Genomic DNA, 21,307 nt, shown 5'->3' with positions numbered 1-21,307 from the left:
CCAGCCTACCTGTTGAATACTTCCCTGTAGAGATGCCGCACTTCCGGCGCGCACAGCACGTTCGCGGTCTTGTACATCGCCGGTTCCAACTCGCTGTGGTGCGAGTGATAGGCGCCTTGCTCGTCCAATATCAGCATGTCCGCCAGCCGCGCGCCCGGCAACTGCGCCACGAACACCAGCACGCACCCCGTTTGATGCGCCGACAGCGGCTCGCTGCCATGTGCCACCGTCACCAGCACGCGCGCCCCCGGGTTGGCCCGTTGCGCCTCGCGCAGGCGCTCGAGCAGCGGCGCGTGGTTCGGCCGCTCCAATTCTTCCCGGCGCAGCAGCGCCACGATCACGCCTGCCCGCGCCAGCGCCGCATCGGCCGGGGAAGCGCCGCAATCCACGGGCCGGGAGGCATCGACCACCAGATCATCGTATAGCTGCGGATCGTAGGCGCCAGGGTCCGGGCAGACCAGCAGCACGCGATTCCCCGCCGCGACCCGCAGCAGCGCCAGTTCCTCGGCCAGGTCGGAGACATCCCGGTTGCCGTCCATGCCGGTGAGCGCGACGATCATATCGCCTCCGCCGCGACCAGGATACGCGCGGCCGGTTGTGCCGCCGCCTCGGAGCGATAAACAGGGATGTCTTCCAGTTCCTCCAGCGCGGCGCCGATACCGAGCTTGCATTCGGTGCTGGCCGGCGTCATCGGCAACCGCAGCTCATCGCCCATGCGGCCCTGAATCGATAGCGCGGCCTTGAGCGGCGCCGGATTCGGCTCGGAGAACAGCAGGCGGATCACCGGCAGCAGTTGGTCGAACAGGCCGCGCGCCTCGGTCAGGCGCTGTGCGCGAACCAGATCATATAGTCGTACGTACAAATCGAGCCGTATATGCGCGGCGGCCGAGATGGCGCCATGCCCGCCACCGCACAGGGCGGCGAACAGCAGCGCGTCGTCGCCGCATAGCATCGACAGCGGCGTGCGGCGCACCAGCTCCGTCATCTGATTCAGGCTGCCGCCGGCTTCCTTGATGCCGATGAACTGCGGGTTGACGGCCAGCCGGCGCGCCGTGGCCAGCTCCAGATTGACGCCGGTGCGCGCCGGTACGTTATAGAGTACGATCGGCTGCGCGGTGGCGTCGGCGATCGTCTCGAAGTGGCGCACCAATCCGTCCTGCGACGGCCGCACGTAGGCCGGCGTCGAAACGAGGTAGCCGGCCAGCCCGGAGTCGTCGAACCGCAGCGCCTTGCCGGCGGCGGCGAAGGTGTCGCTGCCGCCGATGCCCATCAGGACCGGGCAGCGCTTGTGCGCCACCTCCAGCACCGCCGCCAGCGCCGAGTCCTGCTCGTCGACGTCCAGCTGCGAGGCTTCGCCGGTGGTGCCGCAGACCACCAGGCCGTGCGCGCCTGCGGCAATCAGGCCGTCGGCCAGGTTCTGCAGGGCGGCCAAATCGATTTCGTCGTGACGCAGCGGCGTGGCCAGCGGCACCCAGATGCCGTGTAGGGAAGTAAGCATGATCTTTTCAGGTAGTGGCAATGCTCAAAGCTTAGGCCGACGTTTGTAAAAAATCTCTAAAGAGTCGCGGCGCAGGTGTAAACAACCCGTAAACATGCGGGTGGGCGCATGGCTGCAAATCGATTTTTACGGTTTGTTTACACCCCCTCTCCAAGTCTTTACAAAATCTTTAGACCCTTCCCGCTAACCTTCCCACTATCAAAACAAGACCTGTGAGGGTGTGATGGACATAGTATTTATCGGTGCGATGGTGGTGTTCTTTGCCGCGTCGGTGGCCTTTGCCGCCGGTTGCGACAAGCTTGGAGGCCAGCCATGAGCCTGTTCTACGTGATCGGCGCGGCGGCCGCCGCCGGCCTGCTGGTGTATCTGATCGTGGCGCTGCTGAAAGCGGAGGAGCTATAATGACCCTGCAATCGACCGTTTTACTGGTGGTGTTCCTGGCCGCCGTCATCGCGCTGGGCTACCCGCTCGGTATTCTGCTTGCGCGTGTCGGCGACGGCGGCGCCATCCCCGGCATGGGCTGGATCGGCAAAATCGAGGCGCTGCTATACCGCGCCGCCGGCATCGCCGGCAAGGACGGCAAACCCGAAGGCCAGAACTGGAAAGCCTACGCCATCGCGCTGCTGGCTTTTAACGGCATCGGCGCGCTGGCCGTCTACGCGCTTCAGCGTTTGCAGGCCTTCCTGCCGCTCAATCCCCAGGGCCTGGCCAACGTCAGCCCCGACTCGTCGTTCAACACCGCCGTCAGCTTTGTCGCCAACACCAACTGGCAGGGTTACAGCGGCGAACAGACCATGAGCTACCTGACCCAGATGCTGGCGCTGACCGGCCAGAACTTCTTCTCTGCCGCCACCGGCATGGCGGTCGCCTATGCGCTGATCCGCGGTTTTTCGTCTCGCTCGGCCAAGTCGATCGGTAATTTCTGGGTCGACGCCACCCGTTCGACCTTGTATGTGCTGCTGCCGCTGGCGCTGGTCCTGGCCGTGTGCCTGATGGGGCAGGGCGTGATCCAGAATTTCTCCGCCTATAAAGAAGTGACCTTGCTCGATCCGGTCACCTACACCCAGCCCAAAGTCGGCGCCGACGGCCAGCCGCTGAAGGACGCCAAGGGCGAGCCGGTCACCGAGACGCTGACCGCCAACACGCAAACCATCGCCATGGGACCGGTCGCGTCGCAGGAATCGATCAAGATGCTGGGCACGAACGGCGGCGGCTTCTTTAACGCCAATTCGGCGCACCCGTATGAGAATCCAACGCCGCTGACGAACTTCATGCAGATGCTGGGGATTTTCCTGATTCCGGCCGGCTTGTGCTTCGCCTTCGGCCGCATGGTGGGCGATCCGCGCCAAGGCTGGGCGGTGCTGGGCGCGATGACATTGCTGTTCGTCGTCACCACCGTGGTGGTGCTGGGCGCCGAGCAGCAGGCGCATCCCGCGCTGCAGGCGCTCAACGTCGACCAGGCCATGAGCGCGCTGCAATCGGGCGGCAATATGGAAGGCAAGGAGACCCGCTTCGGCATCAGCGCCTCGGCGCTATTCGCCGCCGTGACCACGGCCGCCTCCTGCGGCGCCGTCAACGCCATGCACGATTCGTTCATGCCGTTGGGCGGCATGATCCCGATGCTGCTGATCCAGTTCGGCGAGGTGATCTTCGGCGGCGTCGGTTCGGGCCTGTACGGCATGCTGATCTTCGCCATCATGGCCGTCTTCATCGCCGGCCTGATGATCGGCCGCACGCCGGAATACCTGGGCAAGAAGATCCAGGCCTACGAAATGAAGATGACCTCCATCGCCATCCTGGTGACGCCTACGCTGGTGCTGGTGGGGACGGCCATCGCCGTCATGACGGATGTCGGCAAGGCGGGCATCGCCAATCCCGGCGCGCACGGTTTCTCCGAGATCCTGTACGCGTTCAGCTCCGCCGCCAACAACAACGGCAGCGCCTTCGCCGGCCTGTCCGCCAACACGCCGTTCTACAACAGCATGCTGGCGGTGGCGATGTGGTTCGGCCGCTTCGCGATGATCGTGCCGATCCTGGCGATCGCCGGATCGCTGGCCGGTAAGAGCCGGTTGCAGGCGAATGCCGGCACGATGCCGACCCACGGCCCGATGTTCATCGGCCTGTTGTGCGGCGTGGTGGCGCTGGTCGGCGTGCTCAATTACGTTCCGGCGCTCGCGCTCGGCCCAGTGGTCGATCACTTGCAGCTGTTTGCAAAATAAGGATTCATCATGTCGCAGACTATACAAAAAGAGATGACCATCTTCACCAATCCACCGGTCAAAAAGCAGGGCATGTTCGATAGCGAGCTGCTGATGCCGGCCATCGCCGATTCGTTCCGCAAGCTCAGTCCCGCCACGCAGTTGCGTAGCCCGGTGATGTTCGTGGTCTACGTCGGCAGCATCATCACCACCTTGCTGTATGTGCAGGCATTGCTCGGCAAGGGCGAGACCAGCCCCGGTTTCATCCTGGCGATCACCGTCTGGCTGTGGTTCACGGTGCTGTTCGCGAACTTCGCCGAGGCCATGGCCGAGGGCCGCAGCAAGGCGCAGGCGGCGTCGCTGCGCAGCCTGAAGCAAACCGTGGTCGCCAAGAAGCTGGCCAGCCCGAAGTACGGCACCACCTGGCTGCCGCAGCCGGCGCTCGATCTGCGCAAGGGTAACTACATTCTGGTCGAGGCGGGCGACGTGATTCCGATTGACGGCGAAGTGATCGAAGGCGTGGCCTCGGTCGACGAAAGCGCCATCACCGGCGAATCGGCGCCGGTGATCCGCGAGTCCGGCGGCGATTTCTCGTCCGTCACCGGCGGCACCCGCGTGCTGTCGGACTGGCTGGTCGTCAAAGTCACCGCCAATCCGGGCGAGACTTTCCTCGACCGCATGATCTCGATGGTTGAAGGCGCCAAGCGCCAGAAAACCCCGAACGAGATCGCGCTGACGATCCTGCTGGTGGCGTTGACCATCGTTTTCCTGATCGTCACCGTGACCCTGTTGCCGTTCTCGCTGTTCTCAGTGGCCGCCAGCGGCAGCGGCACGCCGGTCACCATCACGGTGCTGATCGCGCTGCTGGTATGCCTGATCCCGACCACCATCGGCGGCCTGCTGTCGGCCATCGGCGTGGCCGGCATGAGCCGCATGATGCAAGCCAACGTGATCGCCACCTCCGGCCGCGCGGTGGAGGCGGCCGGCGACGTCGACGTGCTGCTGCTCGATAAAACCGGCACCATCACGCTCGGCAACCGCCAGGCGTCGGCATTCGTGCCGGCGCCCGGCGTGACCGACCAGCAGTTGGCCGACATCGCGCAACTGGCCTCGCTGGCCGACGAGACGCCGGAAGGGCGCAGCATCGTGGTGCTGGCGAAGCAGAAGTTCAACCTGCGCGAGCGCGAGATGGTGTCGCTGAATGCGGTGTTCGTGCCGTTCACCGCGCAGACCCGCATGAGCGGCGTCGATATCGGCGACCGGGAGATCCGCAAGGGCGCGGCCGACACCGTGCGCAAGTATGTCGAGGCGCTCGGCCTGCCGTATCCGGCGGAAGTGACCCGCGCCGTCGACGACATCTCGCGTCGCGGCAGCACGCCGCTGGTGGTGGTCGACGGCGGCCGCGTGATGGGCGTGGTCGAGCTGAAGGACATCGTCAAGGGCGGCATCAAGGAGCGCTTCGCCGAACTGCGCCGCATGGGCATCAAGACCGTCATGATCACCGGCGATAACAAGCTGACCGCCGCCGCCATCGCCGCCGAGGCGGGCGTGGACGACTTCCTGGCCGAGGCGACGCCGGAGGACAAGCTCAAACTGATACGCAGCTACCAGTCCGAGGGCCGCTTGGTCGCGATGACCGGCGACGGCACCAACGACGCGCCGGCCCTGGCGCAGGCCGACGTCGCCGTGGCGATGAACTCGGGCACGCAGGCGGCCAAGGAGGCCGGCAACATGGTCGACCTGGATTCGAATCCGACCAAGCTGCTGGAGATCGTCGAAATCGGCAAGCAGATGCTGATGACGCGCGGTTCGTTGACGACGTTCTCGATTTCGAACGACATCGCCAAATACTTCGCCATCATCCCGGCGGCTTTCGTCGGCACCTATCCGCAATTGAAGGCGCTCGACATCATGCATCTTGCCAGCCCGTCGTCGGCCATCATGTCGGCGGTGATCTTCAACGCCTTGATCATCGTCGCGCTGATCCCGCTGGCGCTCAAGGGCGTGCGTTACCGCGCCATCGGCGCCGTCGCGCTGTTGCGCCGCAACCTGCTGCTGTACGGCGTGGGCGGCATCATCCTGCCGTTCGTCGGCATCAAGGCCATCGACCTGCTGCTGTCGGCGCTCAACCTGGTTTAAGGAGTTCATCATGTCGTTTTCCGCAATTCGTCCCGCCGTCGTCGTCTTCAGCGCCTTGACCCTGATCTGCGGCGTGGCCTACCCGCTCGCCGTCACCGGCATCGGCGCGGCCGTGTTTTCCGCCAAGGCGGCCGGCAGCCTGGTGGAGGTCGGCGGCAAGCAGGTCGGCTCCAAACTGATCGGCCAGTCGTTCTCGTCGCCGAAGTATTTCTGGGGCCGTCCGTCGGCCACCGGGCCGATGCCCAATAACGCGGCCGGCTCCAGCGGCTCCAACCAGGGACCGAACAACCCGGCGTTGCTGGACGCGGTCAAGGGCCGCATCGACGCGCTCAAGGCGGCCGATCCGTCCAACACCGCCGCCATACCGGTCGATCTGGTGACCGCTTCGGCCAGCGGACTCGATCCCGAGATCAGCGTGGCCGCCGCGCGCTATCAGGCCGGCCGCATCGCCGCCGCCCGCAAGCTGCCAACCAAGGACGTGATGGCGCTGATCGAGCGCCATCAGATTGCCCAGGTATTCGGTTTCTTCGGCGAGCCGAGGGTCAATGTGCTGGCGCTGAATCTGGCTTTGGATCAGGCGCCAAGTCCGGACAAGGGGTAAAATCAACGCATGTCCATGTTCCCCAACGAGAGCCAACGGCCCGACCCCGATGCGCTGCTGGCGCAGGTGCAGGCGCAGGAGCGCAAGGCCGCGCGCGGCAAGCTGCGCATCTACTTCGGCGCCTCGGCCGGCGTCGGCAAGACCTACGCGATGCTGGCCGCCGCCCGCAAGCAGAAGGCGGAAGGGCAGGTGGTGCTGGTCGGCGTGGTCGAAACCCACGGACGCGGCGAGACCGCCGCGATGCTGGGGGATCTGGACGTGCTGCCGCCCAAGCGGATCGACTATCGCGGCAAGACCCTGGCCGAATTCGATCTGGATGGCGCGCTGGCCCGGCGCCCGCCGCTGATCCTGATGGATGAACTGGCGCATTCCAACGCGCCCGGCTCGCGCCATCCCAAGCGCTGGCAGGACATTGAAGAACTGCTCGACGCCGGCATCGACGTGCTCACCACCGTCAACGTGCAGCACCTGGAAAGCCTCAACGATGTCGTCGGTGGCATCACCGGGATCCGCGTCGGCGAGACGGTGCCCGACACCGTCTTCGACCAGGCAGACGAGGTGGTGCTGGTCGATATCCCCGCCGACGAGCTTTTGGCGCGCCTCAAGAGCGGCAAGGTCTATCAGGAGCAGCAGGCCGAGCGCGCGTCGAAAAACTTCTTCCGCAAAGGGAACCTGATCGCGCTGCGCGAACTGGCGCTGCGCCGCACCGCCGACCGGGTCGAGGACGACGTGCGCGCCTACCGCGTCGAGCAATCGATCGCCGATATCTGGAAGACCGGCGCCGCGCTGCTGGCCTGCGTCGGGCCGCGTCCAGGCGGCGAGCACACGGTGCGCAGCACGGCGCGGTTGGCCGGGCAGCTCGGCACCGGCTGGCACGCGATCTATGTCGAAACGCCGTCGCTGCACCGGCTGCCGGCCGCGCGGCGCGAGCAGATACTCAAAACCCTCAAACTGGCCGAGAGCCTGGGCGCGACAACGGCGGTCATTTCCGGGCGCGACATCGCCTTGGCGGCGGTGGAGTACGCGCGCGGCCACAATTTATCCAAGATCGTGGTCGGACGCGCCCATTCAACCTGGCCTTTGCGCCCGCCCCACATCAAGCGCCTGGCGCTTTACGCGCCGGACCTGGACCTGATCGAAATCGGCCGCGCCAGCAAGGAGCCGGAGGCGGCATCGCCGGCGCCCATCGGCCGTGACGACGATGTCCCGACCGGCGACGCCGACGACACCGGCGTGAAAACACCCTGGCTGCGCAGCCGCGCCGCCGGCTACCTGATCGCGGCGGTGGCCAGCGTATCGACGGCGCTGGTGGCCACGCCGCTGGCGGTCTGGCTCGATCTGGCCAATATCGCCATGCTGTTCTTGCTGATGGTGGTGCTGGTGGCGGTGCGTTTCGGTCGAGGACCGTCGGTGCTGGGCACCTGCGTCAGCGTGGCCTGCTTCGACTTCTTCTTCGTGCCGCCGCGTTTTACTTTTGCCGTGACCGATTTCCAGTACGTGATCACGTTTGTCGTCATGCTGGCGGTGGGCCTGATCACCGGCCACCTGACCGCAGGCCTGCGCTTCGAGGCGCGCATCGCCTCGCAGCGCGAAAAACGTTCGCGCGCGCTGTACGAATTCGCCCGCGAGTTGTCCGGCGCGCTGCAAACCGAGCAAATCTTCGACACCACGCAGGCGGCGATCCAGCGCGCCTTCCACGCCCGTTCCACCTTGATGGTGCCTGACGACGGCGGCCGGCTGCGGATGCCGCCTCCCGGAAATGGTCGAGGCGCTGTTCAAACCGTCGATGCCGCCTACATCGAACACCGTTCCGCGCTTGACATCGGCATCGCCCAATGGTCATTCGACCACGCCGAAAGCGCGGGCCTGGGCACCGGCACCTTGCCGGCCAGCCGGATCTTTTACCTGCCGCTGGAGGCGCCGATGCGCACGCGCGGCGTGCTGGCGATCGAACCGGCAAACGCGCGCTGGATACTGATTCCCGAGCAGCGGCAGCAGCTCGACACCTTTGCAGCGCTGGCCGCCATCGCGCTGGAACGGGTGCACTACATCGAGGTGGCGCAAAACGCGCTGGTCAACATGGAGTCCGAACGGCTGCGCAATTCGCTGCTGGCGGCGTTGTCGCACGACCTGCGCACCCCGCTGACATCCCTGGTCGGCCTGTCCGAATCGCTGGCCGGCTCGAAACCGGGGCTGGCGCCCTCGCAGCTGGACATGGCGGCCGCGCTGCACGACGAGGCGCTGCGCATGAGCGCCCTGGTGTCGAACTTGCTCGACATGGCGCGCATCCAGAGCGGGGAAGTGAAGTTCAACCTGCAATGGCAGCCACTCGAAGAGGTGGTGGGCAGCGCGCTGCGTGCCAGCGCCTCGCTGCTGAAGGGCCATGTGGTGCGCACGCGGCTGCCGTCCGACCTGCCGCTGCTGCGCTACGACGCCGTGCTGATCGAACGGGTGCTGAGCAACCTGGTGGAAAACGCCGGCAAATACACGCCGCCGGGATCGCAGATCGTCATCGCCGCCGAGCTGCATGGCGCCTGGATTAATATCCTGGTCTATGATGACGGTCCGGGACTACCGCCCGGGCGCGAGGAAGCCATTTTCGAGAAATTCACGCGCGGTGAGCGCGAATCGGCCAAGCCTGGCGTCGGTCTGGGGCTGGCGATTTGCCGCGCCATCGTCGAGGCGCACGGCGGACGCATCGCGGCGGCGCCGTCGCCGTTGGGCGGCGCGGGCTTCGCGATCTCGTTGCCGCTTGGCACGCCGCCGGACATGCCGGAGATGCAGGAGCTGGAACAGGATAACTGAAATGAGTGACGTAAATGAGTGACGTAGCCACTGCCCCAATCGCCTTGCTGGTCGAGGACGAGCCGCAAATCCGCCGCTTCGTTCGCGCCGCACTGGAGGAGGAGGGCTGGCAGGTGCACGAGGCGGCGACCATGCAGCGCGGCCTGATCGACGCCGGCACCCGCAAACCGGACTTGATCGTGCTCGATCTGGGCCTGCCCGATGGCGACGGCATCGATTTCGTCGCCGACCTGCGCAAATGGTCGACGGTGCCGGTGATCGTACTGTCGGCCCGGGTCAACGAGGCCGACAAGATCCGCGCGCTCGACGCCGGGGCCGATGATTACCTCACCAAGCCGTTCGGCGTTGGCGAGCTGCTGGCGCGGGTGCGCGCCACCTTGCGGCGCCAGCGCCAGCCGGCGGCCGACAATGATGGCCTGATCGTGTTCGGCGACGTGGCGGTGGACTTGAAGAACCGCCGCGTCACACGCGCCGGGGAGAACGTCCACCTCACGCCGACCGAGTATCGCCTGCTTGCGGTCCTGGTGGCCAATGCCGGCCGCGTGATGACCAATCCGCAGTTGCTGCGCGCGGTCTGGGGGCCGTCGCAAGGGGAGAACGGCCACTATCTGCGCATCTACATGGGGCATCTGCGGCACAAGCTGGAGGCCGATCCCACCCAGCCGCGCCATCTGCTGACCGAGACGGCCGTCGGCTATCGCCTGCAATTCTAATTTCGCTCCGCGCCGAAGTGTCGCGGCGATCGCGCCGCTATAGTCCATGCATCGTTATAGAGGAGACTATATGCCCGAGCAGACACCCGTGCCGCGCGAGCGATTTTTTGTGACCTGCGCAGATGGACCGACGTTGGCGATGCAGGTGCGGCGCGCCGCCGGCTCGCGCGGAGATGTGCTGTACGTCCACGGCTCCACGTTCGGCGCCGATCTATCGGTGCTTTACGCGCTGGACGGCCGCAGTTGGGCCGATGCCTTACACGATGCCGGCTTCACCGTTTGGGCGTTCGACTTCGCCGGCTACGGAAAATCCGAGCGCTATCCCGCCGATTCCGGCCGCGCCGTCGGACGCCTGGCCGAGGTGCTGCCGCAATTGCGGCGGGCGGTGGCCGCGGTAAGGCAGCGCAATGGCAACCGCCGGCTATCGTTGCTGGGACATTCCTGGGGCGCGACGGTGGCCGCCGCATACGCATCCGAGTATCGGGATGAAGTCGATGCCTTGGTGCTGTTTGCGCCTGTGACGGTACGACCATCGGCAGCAGCCGCGCATTCGCCGGACGCCGGCCAGCCGTCGCATTATCCGCTCACGCTGTGGGCGCAGTATCGCCGCTTTGTCGAGGATGTGCCGCGCGGCCAGCCGCAGGTATTCGATGAAGCGCACTTCGAGAGCTGGGGAGAGGCCTTCCTGAAAACGGATTCCGATGCCCGCCTGCGCACGCCGCCGGCGGTGGGCACACCGGCCGGGCCGCAGTTGGATGTGCGGGCCATGTGGTCGGGGCAGGCGCTGTACGATCCGGCGCGCGTCGTGGCGCCGACCTTGCTGGTGCGTGGCGAATGGGACAGCGTCTGCGATGCCGGCGATGCCCGTCGCCTGCTGGACGCCTTGGGCGACGCCGTGCGGGTAGCTGCGACCATTCCTGGCGCCACGCATTTGATGCACCTCGAGGCGGGCCGCGGACTCCTCTACAATGAGGTGAACAAATTTTTGCTGGAGCGTGGCGGATGATGATGATTGAAGCGGTGCGACCATGATGGCGCCGGTGCAGCCGCGTTTCGCGCGCGTGGCCGCCGCCATTGGCGAACCGACGCGGGCGCTGATGTTGTCACGCCTGCTCGATGGCCGCTGTTATACGGCCACCGAACTGGCCGAACATGCCGGCGTGGCCGCGTCCACCGCTTCGCAGCACCTCAAGTTGCTGGTGGACGAGGGGCTGGCGCAGGTGCGCGCGCAAGGGCGGCATCGCTATTTCATGTTGGCCGATGCCGATGTCGCGCATGCGCTGGAGGCGCTGTTGCGGGTGGCCGACGGCGCGCTGCCGGAGACCACGCGTTGGCGGGGGACGGCGATGCGTGGGTTGCGTCATGCGCGTAGCTGTTATGGACACCTGGCCGGGGAGCTTGGGGTGCGGTTGTGCGAGGCGATGGTGGCGCGGGGCTGGGTGGAGGAGCAGGGCGGCCGTGATTATGCGCTGACGGCGGCGGGACGCGAGGGGTTGGCGCAATTGGGCGTTCCTGCCGAAGTGCTGGAAGCGCGCGCCGGCCGGCGCCAGTTGTACGGTTGCGTCGATTGGTCGGAGCGGCGCGATCATTTCGCCGGTCCCCTGGCGGTGGCGATGCTGGAGGCGTGGATCGCGCAGGGCTGGCTGCGCCGCCAGCGGGATTCGCGGGAGCTGACGCTGACCGCCACCGGGAGCAAGCGGCTGGCGAGTATTTCTGAAACACGTGGGGCGGATTAGGCGGAACGCGGTAATCGGCCATGCTTGAGCCGTTGACGGCGCATGGATGGCCGATTACGCGCTTTGCGCTAATCCTCCCTACGTGTTTTTAGAAGGGTTCGCACTTTTTCGGCGGTGCGCGGCGTGGCAGGAATTGACGGTTTTTCGTCTTTCTCCGGTTCGAATTAGCTGCTAGACTCGCGACCATCTTAACGGCCAAGGTCATCGATGAAGAACTGGATAGTGGCACTGCTGCTGGGGGCCGCGCTGACCGTGTCGGCCCACGAAATGAACATGCATATGGCGGCGGGCGAGAAGACGTTGAAGGTGGCCGTCGTCTTGTTCGACGGCGTCGAGGAAATCGACTACGCCGGGCCGATCGAAGTCTTTGGCGCCAGTGGCGCGACCGTGCTGACGGTGGGGCTGTCCAAGGCGCCCGTCACCTCGGTCTATGGCCTGCGGGTTCTCCCCGAATACGACACCGCCGATTTGCCCGACGTCGATGTCCTGCTGGTACCGGGTGGCGGCATCGGCGAGGCCTGGAAAAATCCCCAACTGCTCGCGTGGATCAAGGAGCGCAGCGCCAAGGTCAGGGTGACGATGTCGGTGTGCTCCGGCGCCTTCATTCTCGGCAAGGCAGGCTTGCTCGATGGCCGACAAGCCACCACCACGAGCAGCATGCGCGACGAGCTGGCCCGGCATTTTCCGAAGGCGCAAGTGATGCGGCAGCGCTTCGTCGACGCCGGAAAGCTCATCACAACCGCCGGCCTGTCGGCCGGCATCGACGGCTCGTTGTATCTGGTGCAGCGCGAGCTCGGCGCCGAACGCGCCAAAGCGGCGGCCGGCTACATGGAATACGACTGGCGCCCGCAACCCGAGTCAAAATAACCTTGGTATTTTGGGTTACTTGCTCAGCGTGCGCATGGCCCGCTCCAGCCCATCCATCGTCAGCGGGAACATCCGGTTGTTCATCAACTGGCGGATGATGCTGACCGATTGCCGGTACTGCCAAATCCCCTCCGGCTCCGGATTGAGCCAGACGAACTTCGGAAACGCGTTGGTGAATCGCGCCAGCCATTCGCTGCCCGCTTCCGCATTGTTATACTCGACCGAACCACCCGGGTGCAGCACCTCGTAGGGACTCATGGTCGCGTCGCCGACGAAAATCAGCTTGGTATCGGCCGGATACTTGCGCAGGATATCCCACGTCGGAAAACGCTCCGAATGCCTGCGCCGGTTGTTTTTCCACATATAGTCGTAAACGCAGTTGTGGAAGTAGAAAAAGTCCATGTTCTTGAACTCCGTCTTCGACGCCGAAAACAATTCCTCGGTGCGCTCGATATGGTCGTCCATCGTCCCGCCGACGTCGAACAGCATCAGCACCTTGATGTTGTTCTTGCGCTCCGGCTGCATCTTGATATCCAGGTAGCCGGCGTTGCTGGCCGTGGCGCGGATGGTGGCGTCGAGCGCCAACTCGTCCTCGGCGCCCTGGCGCGCGAACTTGCGCAGGCGCCGCAGCGCGACCTTGATGTTGCGCGTGCCGATTTCCTTGTCGCCGTCGTAGTCCTTGTAGGCGCGCGCCTCCCACACCTTGACCGCAGTGCGGTTGCCGCCCTTGCCGCCGATGCGCACGCCCTCCGGATTGGTGCCGCCGTTGCCGAACGGCGAAGTGCCGCCCGTGCCTATCCATTTGCTGCCGCCCTCGTGGCGCTCCTTCTGCTCCTTGAGCAGCTCCTGCAGGCGGTCCATCAGTTTGTCGTAGCCGAACTTCTCCAGCTCGGCCCTCTGCTCGTCGCTCAGTTCACGCTTCATGCGCTGCAGCAGCCAGTCCATCGGAATCGCGCTGTTGGTTTCGAAGACGTCGTTGATGCCCTTGAAGTACATGCCGAAGGCGCGATCGAACTTGTCGAAGTGCGCCTCGTCCTTGACCAAGGTGAGGCGCGACAGGTAATAGAAGTCGTCGAGCGAGGCGTCGATGACGTTCTTCTGCATCGCTTCGAGCAGGGTCAGGAACTCCTTGATCGTGACCGGGATCTTGGCGTCTTTCAGCGTAAAGAAGAAATCGATCAGCATTTCACACCCTCCCGTGCCGTTCCAGACGGTAGCGCAGCTGCGCCTTGATCTCGGGCCATTCGCCGCCGGTGATGCTGTACATGACCGTGTCTCGCACCGTGCCGTCACGGCGCAGCGCGTGGTGGCGCAGCACGCCATCCTTGCGCGCGCCCAGGCGCTCGATGGCCGCCTGCGAGGCGTGGTTGAAGTTATCGGTGCGCAGGCCGACCAGGGCCGCGCCCAGTTTTTCGAACGCGTGCGTCATCAGCAGCAGCTTGCAGGTGGTGTTGACGTGGCTGCGCTGGCGGCTCTTGGCGTACCAGGTGTAGCCGATCTCGATGCGGCCGACGTCCGGGACGATGTCGTGGTAGCTGGTCGAACCGATGACGGCGCCGCTGGCGGCGTCGATGACGGCGAAGGCCAGCCGGCCGGGCCGCATCTCCAGCGCCTTGTCGATGTAGGCGTCCACTTCGTTCGGCGCCGGCACGGAGGTGACGCGCAGGGTCCACAGCTCGCCGTCCCGGGCGGCGGCCAGCAGGCCCTCGGCGTGCTGCGGCCCGAGCGGCTCGAGGCGCACGCCGTTCAATTCCATCGAGAGCGGTGCGGGCGCCTTCATCAGCGGTTGGTCCTCGACATGAACACCAGGCGTTCGAACAGGTGCACGTCCTGCTCGTTCTTGAGCAGCGCGCCGTGCAGCGGCGGCACGATGGCCTTGGCGTCCTGGCTGCGCAGCGCCTCGGCGGGAATGTCCTCGGCCATCAAGAGCTTCAACCAGTCCAGGAACTCCGACGTCGACGGCTTTTTCTTCAATCCCGGCACGTCGCGCACCTCGTAGAAGCTTTGCAGCGCCTGCGCCAGCAGATCCTTCTTCAGGTTCGGGTAGTGCACGGCGACGATTTGCTCCATCGTGTCGCGGTCGGGGAATTTAATATAGTGGAAGAAGCAGCGGCGCAGGAAGGCGTCCGGCAGCTCCTTCTCGTTGTTGGAGGTGATGATCACCAGCGGCCGGTGCACGGCGCGCACCATTTCGCGCGTCTCGTAGACGTAGAACTCCATGCGGTCGAGCTCGCGCAGCAGGTCGTTGGGGAACTCGATATCGGCCTTGTCGATCTCGTCGATCAGCAGCACCACCGGCTCCGGCGCCGTGAAAGCCTGCCACAGCACGCCCTTGACGATGTAGTTCTGGATGTCGCGCACCCGCTCGTCGCCGAGCTGGGAGTCGCGCAAACGCGACACCGCGTCGTATTCGTACAAGCCTTGTTGCGCCTTGGTGGTCGACTTGATGTGCCATTGCATCAGCGGCATGTTCAGCGCGGCGGCCACTTCCTCGGCCAGCATGGTCTTGCCGGTGCCCGGCTCGCCCTTGATCAGCAGCGGGCGTTGCAGCGTCAAAGCCGCATTCACGGCCAGTTTCAGGTCATTGGTCGCGACGTACTGGTCGGAACCCTCAAAGCGTTGGGTGGCTTGCATGCGTGATGTCTCGGTGAAAAAGGGATGTGTCCAGTATAGGGGAGATTGACCGAAGCCGCCGGTGCGGCGCCGCCCCGCGAAATCGGCCTCTGTGGTGTGTTGTTCTGGCAATGATTCTGTGTAGCTTTGAAAAATTTCTTGAGTTAGAATCGCAGGCTAATAGTGCAAAAGTCAAGTTTTGCATCCGCGGTAGTATCCGATTACTTACCTTGCAAACACCATGAAAAAAATCACCGCACTTCTCGTGCTCGCAGGCCTCGCCCAGACCGCCCAGGTCGCCAACGCGGCGGAAATCGTCGGCAACGCCCAGAACGCCAAGGCCAAGATTGAAATGTGTATCGGTTGTCATGGAATTCCGGGTTACAAAGCCACCTTCCCGGAAGTGTTTCAAGTGCCGATGATCGGCGGACAGTCGGCCAAGTATATTGAAAACGCGCTGCAGGCCTATAAGAAGGGCGATCGCAAGCATCCATCCATGAAGGGCATCGCCGCCAGCCTGTCGGACCAGGATATCGCCGATGTTGCCGCGTTCTACGCGCAGCAGACGCGCACCGCCGCGAAATGAGGACCGCCACTATGAAAAAACTGATCGCCGCACTGTTTTGCTCCACCCTGTCGTTCGCCGCCGTCGCCGGCGGCAATGTCGCCGCCGGCAAGGCCGTGGCCGACAAATACAGCTGCTTCACCTGCCATGGCAAGGATTACAACTCGCCGATCGACCCCAGCTATCCGAAGCTGGCTGGCCAGCACAAGGATTACATCCAGCACGCGCTGACTTCCTACAAGCGCGGCGACGGCGCCAACGGCCGCAACAACGCCATCATGACCGGCCAGGTCAAACCGCTGACCAACCAGGACATCAAGGACCTGGCGGCGTATTTCAACAGCCTGCCGGGCAGCCTGGCGGTGCATCGCTAAACCGCCGGGCCGCCCGGCGTCGACCTCGTTTCGCCCCGAAAAGCCACGCGTTGCGTGGCTTTTTTGTATCTTTTGGCTGGTTTTTTTGTGTCCGTCTACGTAGTTTCTTCCGCCTTCCTTAAGTGTTATCCCTCATCTGGCGCCAACTTCGCGCTGCTAAAATCCTCTTTCTTGATAATATCTATGGACACTCGCCCAATTCTGTTGCCGGTTTTCGCCGCCACTCAGCACTGGGCAAGCATCGGCAGCCGTCACCCTCTTCGTCCGCGCAGTCACCGCCAAGGACGACCAGCCACCTTCGAATGCCACTTCCCGGCGCCCTCGGCGCGTGGGATGGCCGGCAACGCCAGTCCCGAATACAGTCGGTACCTATGAATGGAGTTACGTATGCGTAAGTCACTTGTAATTTTGATGTCGTGCCTGATCCTGGCGGCATGTAGCAAATCGCCGGCGCCCTCGGCCGACAAACCGGTCGACGTGCTGCTGGTCGGCGCCGGCACCATGAGCGCGACCCTGGGCGCGATGCTCAAGGAAATGGACCCGACCCTGACCATGGCCATCTACGAGCGCATGGATTCGGTCGCCGCCGAGAGTTCCGACGCGATGAACAACGCCGGCACCGGCCACTCGGCGTTCGCCGAGCTGAACTACACGCCGGAAGCGGCCGACGGCCACATCGAGACCAAGAAAGCGGTCGAAATCAACGAGCAGTTCGAGATTTCCAAGCAGTTCTGGGCCTACCAGGTCAAGAACAAGTACATCGGCGCGCCGCAAACCTTCATCAACAACGTGCCGCACATGGCCTTTGTCTGGGGCGACGACAACATCAATTTCCTGCGCAAACGCTATGCCGCGCTGCAGAAGGAAAACCTGTTCAAGGGCATGCTGTACTCGGAAGATCCGGCCGTCATCCAGCAATGGGCGCCGCTGATCATGACCGGCCGCGACAAGGGCCAGAAAGTGGCCGCCACCCGCATGGAGATCGGCACCGACGTCAATTTCGGCAACCTGACCCGCGCGCTGGTCAAGCACCTGACCGACACCCACGGCACCACCCTGAACCTGCGCCACCAGGTCGAAGACATCAAGCGCGGCGTCGACGGCAACTGGAACGTCACCGTCAAGAACCTGGCCGACGACTCGGTCAAGACCGTGCGCGCCAAGTTCGTGTTCATCGGCGCCGGCGGCGGTTCGCTGCCGCTGCTGGAAAAATCGGGCATCCCGGAAGCCAAGGGCTACGGCGGCGTACCGGTCGGCGGCCAATGGCTGGTCACCACCAACCAGGCGTTGATCGACCAGCACGCGGCCAAGGTGTACGGCAAGGCCTCGGTCGGCTCGCCGCCGATGTCGGTGCCGCACCTGGACACCCGCATCATCGACGGCAAGAAAGCGCTGCTGTTCGGCCCGTTCGCCACGTTCTCGACCAAGTTCCTGAAAAACGGCTCGTGGATCGACCTGCCGGCCTCGATCGACGGCGGCAACGTGCGCCCGATGCTGCAAGCCGGCTACGACAACATTCCGCTGACCAAGTACCTGATCGGCCAAGTGATGAATTCGCCTGAAGACCGCCTGGCCGCGCTGAAAGAGTACCTGCCGACCGCCAAGCTGGAAGACTGGACGCTGCAAAACGCCGGCCAGCGCGTGCAGATCGTCAAGGACGACCCCGAAAAAGGCGGCCTGCTGCAATTCGGTACGGAAGTGGTCGGTTCGGCCGACGGCAGCATCGTCGCGCTGCTGGGCGCGTCGCCTGGCGCCTCGACCGCGCCGCCGATCATGATCAAAGTGCTGCAAACCGCGTTCAAGGCCAAGCTGGCCACGCCGGAATGGGACGCGAAGATGAAGGCCATGGTGCCGTCCTACGGTCACAAGCTCAACAGCGATCCGGTCCTGGCGAACAAGATCCGCCACTACAGCAGCGACATCCTCGGCCTGAAGGCGTTCACCCTGGACGAGCCGGCCGTCGCCGCCGCGCCGGCGCAAACCGCCGCCAAGTAAAAGCGGCCCGCCGCAAAAACGAAAGCCACGCAATGCGTGGCTTTTTTCATGCGGGGTTGATTATCTGATGCGGCGTTTGACCGCTTCGATGTAGGCGTCGCCATCCGGCGGGGTGCCGGTGCGCTGGGCGTTCCAGATCATTTCGCCCAGGCATTCCATGATTTCGTGCTGCGCATCGTGGGCGGAGTCGAGTTTTAGCGTCAGGGCGGTGGCGGCGTCGCGGATGCCGCGCGGCTGGTCGATCGAGATCTGCTCGTCGATCGACAGGTGCATCGACAGGTGCAGGAAGGGATTGGCTTGCGCGCCTTCCACCGAGTAGTCGCGCGACAGCGCGGTGTCGACGTCGGCCAGCACGTCGTGGTATTCGGGGTGGTGGCGCGCCCAGTCGGCCGCCATCGCCTCGAGCGGTGTCAGGATTTCGTTGGCCCGCTGCTTGCGGTAGGCCTCGCAAAAGAAGCGGCGGACGTCGTCGGATGATGGATTGAACATGCCGCCATTGTACCTCCGGCGAAAAAAAAGCGGGACAGTGTGCCTGTCCCGCCTTTTTTATTGCCCGCTTGTTGCCGTCTCGCTAACTGCTCAGCTGTCGCTTTTGACCGGCTCGTCCGGTCCGGCGGCGACGGCGGCCACGGTGGCCGTCGATACCGCCTCGGCCGGTGCGCAGGCCGATCCCGGCGGTTCCGGGTTCGGACGCGGCGCGTGCGGCTGGCGCAGGTAGCGCGAGCCGTGCTGGCGCCGCTCGTGGCCGTTGGCCGGCCACGTCAGGAAGCGCGACAGCTCCTGTAGCGCGCGCTGGTAGACGTCGCGCTTGAATTCGATCACCACGTCAAGCGGCACCCAGTACTCGTGCCAGCGCCAGGCGTCGAATTCCGGATGGTCCGTCAGCCGCAGATTGACGTCGTTGTCGCGCGCGCACATGCGCAGCAGGAACCAAATCTGCTTCTGGCCACGGTAATGTCCGCGGATTTCCCGCTTGATGAAATGATCCGGCACCTCATAGCGCAGCCAGTCGCGCGTGCGGCCGACGATTTTCACATGTTCGGCCCGCAGGCCGATCTCTTCCTCCAACTCCCGGTACATCGCCTGCTCAGGCGTTTCTCCATATTTGATGCCACCTTGCGGAAACTGCCACGAATGCTCGCGCACGCGTTTGCCCCACCACACCTCGTTCTGCGCGTTGAGCAGGATGATGCCGACGTTGGGCCGAAACCCCTCCCGATCGAGCATATTGCACCTCAAACTTTCTGCGACTGAGCTCCCTGCTTATATTTTTGCCCATAAAAAGACTCTTCGGCTGGGTTTTCGGGGTACGAAAACGGTCGAAGGGCCATCTATTGAACGCATTTGTATAAAGTATGGACGCATCAGCCAGCTAATCCTTTAAAATTAGGTTGATTATAACTCTCTCTTTTTAAAAAGAATTCACCGTATGCGCGCCTCACGTTTTTTTATTTCCACGCTTAAAGAAGCGCCTTCCGACGCCGAGATCGTCAGTCACCAGTTAATGATGCGCGCCGGCATGATCAAGCGCCTGGGTTCGGGCATCTACACGTACATGCCGATGGGCCTGCGCGTCATCCGCAAGGTCGAAGCGATCGTCCGCGAAGAGATGAACAAGTCCGCCGCCATTGAGCTGCTGATGCCGCTGATCCAGCCGGCCGAGCTGTGGCAGGAAACCGGCCGCTGGGACAAGATGGGCGCAGAGTTGCTCCGCATCAAGGATCGCCACGGCCGCGAATTCGCCTTCCAGCCGACCGCCGAGGAAGTCATCACCGATGTTGTCCGCTCGGAAATTAAATCGTACCGTCAACTTCCGTTGAATTTTTACCACATCCAGACCAAGTTCCGCGACGAACGCCGTCCGCGCTTCGGCTTGATGCGCGGCCGCGAATTCACGATGAAGGACGCGTACTCGTTCGACCGCGACCTGGCCGGCATGCAGGCGTCGTACCAGATCATGTATGACGCCTATGTGCGCATTTTCAACCGTTTCGGCCTGAAATTCCGCGCCGTGGCGGCCGACAACGGCGCCATTGGCGGCACCGGTTCGCACGAATTCCACGTCATCGCCAGCACCGGCGAGGACGCGGTCGTCTACTGCCCGACTTCCGACTACGCGGCCAACATGGAAGCGGCCGAAGCCTTGCCGCTGAACGCCACCCGGCCGGCCGCCGCCCAGGCGCTGACCAAGGTCGCCACGCCGGACGCCACCAAGTGCGAGCTGGTCGCCGAGCAGCTCAAGCTGCCGCTGGCGCAGACCGTCAAAACGCTGGCGCTGACCGTCGAGACCGAAAAAGACGGCAAAGTCGCCAAACAGTATTTCATGCTGCTGCTGCGCGGCGACCATGAGCTCAACGAAGTCAAAATGGGCAAGGTGGCCGGCCTGGCCGCCCACCGCTTCTCGACCGAGGCGGAAATCCTCGAAGTGTACGGCTGCGTGCCGGGCTACCTGGGTCCGATCGGCACCAAGGCCCCGGTCACCGTGGTGGCCGACCGCACCGTCGCCAACATGGCCGATTTCGTTTGTGGCGCCAACGACGCCGGCTTCCACTACACCGGCGCCAACTGGGGCCGCGACGTCGCCGAACCGGCCATCGTCGCCGACCTGCGCAACGTCGTCGAAGGCGACGCCTCGCCGGACGGCAACGGCGTGCTGGCGATCGAGCGCGGCATCGAAGTGGGCCACGTGTTCCAGCTCGGCACCGCGTACTCGGAATCGATGAAGGCCACCTTCCTCGACGAGAACGGCAAGCCGGCGCCGCTGCAGATGGGTTGCTACGGCATCGGCATCACCCGCATCCTGGGCGCGGCGATCGAGCAGAACTTCGACGACAAGGGCATCATCTGGCCGACGTCGCTGGCGCCGTTCGAACTGGTGCTGTGCCCGATGGGCATGGACCGCAGCGAAGCGGTCAAGGAAGCGGCCGAGAAGCTGTACGCCGACGCGCAGGCGGCCGGCATCGACGTCATCCTCGACGACCGCGGCCTGCGTCCGGGCGGCATGTTCGCCGACTGGGAGCTGATCGGCGTGCCGCACCGCGTGGTGATCGGCGACCGTGGCCTGAAGGAAGGCAACCTGGAATACCAGGGCCGCCGCGACACCGAAGCGACCGCCGTGCCGGTGGCCGATGTGATCAGCTTCATCCAGGGCAAAATGTCGCAGTGAGCAAACGCAGTGTAGCCGGCGCCGCGTTGGCGCTGGC

The 21,307-nt window shown here is 64.4% G+C and carries 20 protein-coding genes; 13 read left to right on the top strand and 7 right to left on the bottom strand.

The window, feature by feature from the left end; translation table 11 throughout:
* Nucleotides 1–5 precede the first annotated feature (5 nt).
* Together BMX85_RS11280 and dapA are read right to left on the bottom strand one after the other, a co-directional pair.
* A complete protein-coding gene (locus tag BMX85_RS11280) occupies nt 6–560 on the bottom strand; it encodes a hypothetical protein (RefSeq protein ID WP_090317207.1) in 555 nt (184 codons plus the stop codon).
* Nucleotides 557–1,498, bottom strand: coding sequence for a 4-hydroxy-tetrahydrodipicolinate synthase (gene dapA, locus BMX85_RS11275; protein WP_090317203.1), 942 nt, complete (start codon nt 1,496–1,498; stop codon nt 557–559). The genes BMX85_RS11280 and dapA overlap by 4 nt, the downstream gene beginning before the upstream one ends.
* A gap of 312 nt (nt 1,499–1,810) precedes the next feature.
* On the opposite strand from dapA, the gene BMX85_RS11270 reads away from it, so the two are divergent.
* The 9 genes from BMX85_RS11270 (at nt 1,811) to BMX85_RS11230 (ending at nt 12,557) form a co-directional block, all read left to right on the top strand.
* Complete coding sequence (locus tag BMX85_RS11270) at nt 1,811–1,900, top strand: potassium-transporting ATPase subunit F (protein ID WP_090317198.1); 90 nt, start codon at nt 1,811–1,813, stop codon at nt 1,898–1,900.
* The gene (kdpA, locus tag BMX85_RS11265; RefSeq protein ID WP_090317195.1) at nt 1,900–3,717 is read left to right on the top strand and encodes a potassium-transporting ATPase subunit KdpA; all 1,818 of its coding nucleotides are present in this window, start codon (nt 1,900–1,902) and stop codon (nt 3,715–3,717) included. Before BMX85_RS11270 ends, kdpA begins: the two co-directional genes overlap by 1 nt.
* Nucleotides 3,718–3,750: 33 nt before the next feature.
* The gene (gene kdpB, locus BMX85_RS11260; RefSeq protein ID WP_090317193.1) at nt 3,751–5,835 is read left to right on the top strand and encodes a potassium-transporting ATPase subunit KdpB; all 2,085 of its coding nucleotides are present in this window, start codon (nt 3,751–3,753) and stop codon (nt 5,833–5,835) included.
* A gap of 10 nt (nt 5,836–5,845) precedes the next feature.
* Nucleotides 5,846–6,436, top strand: coding sequence for a potassium-transporting ATPase subunit KdpC (gene kdpC / locus BMX85_RS11255; RefSeq protein ID WP_090317190.1), 591 nt, complete (start codon nt 5,846–5,848; stop codon nt 6,434–6,436).
* Nucleotides 6,437–6,451: 15 nt separating this feature from the next.
* Complete coding sequence (gene kdpD, locus BMX85_RS11250; protein ID WP_090317731.1) at nt 6,452–9,241, top strand: two-component system sensor histidine kinase KdpD; 2,790 nt, start codon at nt 6,452–6,454, stop codon at nt 9,239–9,241.
* Nucleotides 9,242–9,255: 14 nt separating this feature from the next.
* Nucleotides 9,256–9,954: a two-component system response regulator KdpE gene (gene kdpE, locus BMX85_RS11245; RefSeq protein ID WP_090317187.1), complete on the top strand. Its 699-nt coding sequence runs from the start codon at nt 9,256–9,258 to the stop codon at nt 9,952–9,954.
* Nucleotides 9,955–10,024: 70 nt separating this feature from the next.
* A complete protein-coding gene (locus tag BMX85_RS11240; RefSeq protein ID WP_177196708.1) occupies nt 10,025–10,960 on the top strand; it encodes an alpha/beta hydrolase in 936 nt (311 codons plus the stop codon).
* Between the two features lie 22 nt (nt 10,961–10,982).
* The gene (locus BMX85_RS11235; RefSeq protein WP_229210389.1) at nt 10,983–11,690 is read left to right on the top strand and encodes an ArsR/SmtB family transcription factor; all 708 of its coding nucleotides are present in this window, start codon (nt 10,983–10,985) and stop codon (nt 11,688–11,690) included.
* A gap of 207 nt (nt 11,691–11,897) precedes the next feature.
* A complete protein-coding gene (locus BMX85_RS11230) occupies nt 11,898–12,557 on the top strand; it encodes a DJ-1/PfpI family protein (protein WP_090317184.1) in 660 nt (219 codons plus the stop codon).
* Between the two features lie 15 nt (nt 12,558–12,572).
* Here BMX85_RS11230 and BMX85_RS11225 read toward each other — a convergent pair whose 3' ends face one another.
* The 3 genes from BMX85_RS11225 to BMX85_RS11215 are packed head-to-tail and all read right to left on the bottom strand — an operon-like array spanning nt 12,573 to nt 15,191.
* Nucleotides 12,573–13,742, bottom strand: coding sequence for a vWA domain-containing protein (locus BMX85_RS11225; protein WP_090317182.1), 1,170 nt, complete (start codon nt 13,740–13,742; stop codon nt 12,573–12,575).
* Between the two features lies 1 nt (nt 13,743).
* Nucleotides 13,744–14,337 carry a GNAT family N-acetyltransferase gene (locus BMX85_RS11220; RefSeq protein ID WP_090317179.1) on the bottom strand — a complete coding sequence of 198 codons (594 nt, stop codon included), beginning with the start codon at nt 14,335–14,337 and terminating at the stop codon, nt 13,744–13,746.
* Nucleotides 14,337–15,191: an AAA family ATPase gene (locus BMX85_RS11215; protein ID WP_090317177.1), complete on the bottom strand. Its 855-nt coding sequence runs from the start codon at nt 15,189–15,191 to the stop codon at nt 14,337–14,339. Before BMX85_RS11215 ends, BMX85_RS11220 begins: the two co-directional genes overlap by 1 nt.
* 220 nt (nt 15,192–15,411) lie before the next feature.
* Between BMX85_RS11215 and BMX85_RS11210 the strand changes: the two genes are divergently transcribed.
* From BMX85_RS11210 to mqo, 3 genes are all read left to right on the top strand, one after another.
* Entirely contained in the window at nt 15,412–15,756 is a 345-nt protein-coding gene (locus BMX85_RS11210) for a c-type cytochrome (protein WP_090317176.1), read from the top strand.
* 11 nt (nt 15,757–15,767) lie between these two features.
* Nucleotides 15,768–16,109, top strand: a complete 342-nt coding sequence (locus tag BMX85_RS11205) for a c-type cytochrome (RefSeq protein ID WP_090317174.1) — start codon at nt 15,768–15,770, stop codon at nt 16,107–16,109.
* Nucleotides 16,110–16,496: 387 nt separating this feature from the next.
* Complete coding sequence (gene mqo / locus BMX85_RS11200; protein ID WP_090317172.1) at nt 16,497–18,104, top strand: malate dehydrogenase (quinone); 1,608 nt, start codon at nt 16,497–16,499, stop codon at nt 18,102–18,104.
* A 60-nt stretch (nt 18,105–18,164) separates the two neighbouring features.
* On the opposite strand, the gene BMX85_RS11195 is transcribed toward mqo, so the two are convergent.
* A complete protein-coding gene (locus BMX85_RS11195) occupies nt 18,165–18,593 on the bottom strand; it encodes a DUF1841 family protein (protein WP_090317169.1) in 429 nt (142 codons plus the stop codon).
* A 90-nt stretch (nt 18,594–18,683) separates the two neighbouring features.
* A complete protein-coding gene (locus BMX85_RS11190; protein WP_090317166.1) occupies nt 18,684–19,331 on the bottom strand; it encodes an RNA pyrophosphohydrolase in 648 nt (215 codons plus the stop codon).
* A 202-nt stretch (nt 19,332–19,533) separates the two neighbouring features.
* On the opposite strand from BMX85_RS11190, the gene BMX85_RS11185 reads away from it, so the two are divergent.
* Nucleotides 19,534–21,270, top strand: coding sequence for a proline--tRNA ligase (locus tag BMX85_RS11185; RefSeq protein WP_090317163.1), 1,737 nt, complete (start codon nt 19,534–19,536; stop codon nt 21,268–21,270).
* Nucleotides 21,271–21,307: the final 37 nt, after the last annotated feature.

It is taken from the genome of Duganella sp. CF517, assembly GCF_900110275.1.
Lineage (GTDB): Bacteria > Pseudomonadota > Gammaproteobacteria > Burkholderiales > Burkholderiaceae_D > Rugamonas.
Note: the sequence above shows the minus strand (reverse complement) of the source record. Positions and strands in the feature narration are given on the sequence as shown.

What these genes read in the sequence shown, in the direction of transcription:
- BMX85_RS11280 (WP_090317207.1), bottom strand. Translation starts at nt 560, where the DNA reads ATGATCGTCGCGCTCACCGGCATGGACGGCAACCGGGATGTCTCCGAC.
- dapA (WP_090317203.1), bottom strand. Translation starts at nt 1,498, where the DNA reads ATGCTTACTTCCCTACACGGCATCTGGGTGCCGCTGGCCACGCCGCTG.
- BMX85_RS11270 (WP_090317198.1), top strand. Translation starts at nt 1,811, where the DNA reads ATGAGCCTGTTCTACGTGATCGGCGCGGCGGCCGCCGCCGGCCTGCTG.
- kdpA (WP_090317195.1), top strand. Translation starts at nt 1,900, where the DNA reads ATGACCCTGCAATCGACCGTTTTACTGGTGGTGTTCCTGGCCGCCGTC.
- kdpB (WP_090317193.1), top strand. Translation starts at nt 3,751, where the DNA reads ATGACCATCTTCACCAATCCACCGGTCAAAAAGCAGGGCATGTTCGAT.
- kdpC (WP_090317190.1), top strand. Translation starts at nt 5,846, where the DNA reads ATGTCGTTTTCCGCAATTCGTCCCGCCGTCGTCGTCTTCAGCGCCTTG.
- kdpD (WP_090317731.1), top strand. Translation starts at nt 6,452, where the DNA reads ATGTTCCCCAACGAGAGCCAACGGCCCGACCCCGATGCGCTGCTGGCG.
- kdpE (WP_090317187.1), top strand. Translation starts at nt 9,256, where the DNA reads ATGAGTGACGTAGCCACTGCCCCAATCGCCTTGCTGGTCGAGGACGAG.
- BMX85_RS11240 (WP_177196708.1), top strand. Translation starts at nt 10,025, where the DNA reads ATGCCCGAGCAGACACCCGTGCCGCGCGAGCGATTTTTTGTGACCTGC.
- BMX85_RS11235 (WP_229210389.1), top strand. Translation starts at nt 10,983, where the DNA reads ATGATGGCGCCGGTGCAGCCGCGTTTCGCGCGCGTGGCCGCCGCCATT.
- BMX85_RS11230 (WP_090317184.1), top strand. Translation starts at nt 11,898, where the DNA reads ATGAAGAACTGGATAGTGGCACTGCTGCTGGGGGCCGCGCTGACCGTG.
- BMX85_RS11225 (WP_090317182.1), bottom strand. Translation starts at nt 13,742, where the DNA reads ATGCTGATCGATTTCTTCTTTACGCTGAAAGACGCCAAGATCCCGGTC.
- BMX85_RS11220 (WP_090317179.1), bottom strand. Translation starts at nt 14,337, where the DNA reads ATGAAGGCGCCCGCACCGCTCTCGATGGAATTGAACGGCGTGCGCCTC.
- BMX85_RS11215 (WP_090317177.1), bottom strand. Translation starts at nt 15,191, where the DNA reads ATGCAAGCCACCCAACGCTTTGAGGGTTCCGACCAGTACGTCGCGACC.
- BMX85_RS11210 (WP_090317176.1), top strand. Translation starts at nt 15,412, where the DNA reads ATGAAAAAAATCACCGCACTTCTCGTGCTCGCAGGCCTCGCCCAGACC.
- BMX85_RS11205 (WP_090317174.1), top strand. Translation starts at nt 15,768, where the DNA reads ATGAAAAAACTGATCGCCGCACTGTTTTGCTCCACCCTGTCGTTCGCC.
- mqo (WP_090317172.1), top strand. Translation starts at nt 16,497, where the DNA reads ATGCGTAAGTCACTTGTAATTTTGATGTCGTGCCTGATCCTGGCGGCA.
- BMX85_RS11195 (WP_090317169.1), bottom strand. Translation starts at nt 18,593, where the DNA reads ATGTTCAATCCATCATCCGACGACGTCCGCCGCTTCTTTTGCGAGGCC.
- BMX85_RS11190 (WP_090317166.1), bottom strand. Translation starts at nt 19,331, where the DNA reads ATGCTCGATCGGGAGGGGTTTCGGCCCAACGTCGGCATCATCCTGCTC.
- BMX85_RS11185 (WP_090317163.1), top strand. Translation starts at nt 19,534, where the DNA reads ATGCGCGCCTCACGTTTTTTTATTTCCACGCTTAAAGAAGCGCCTTCC.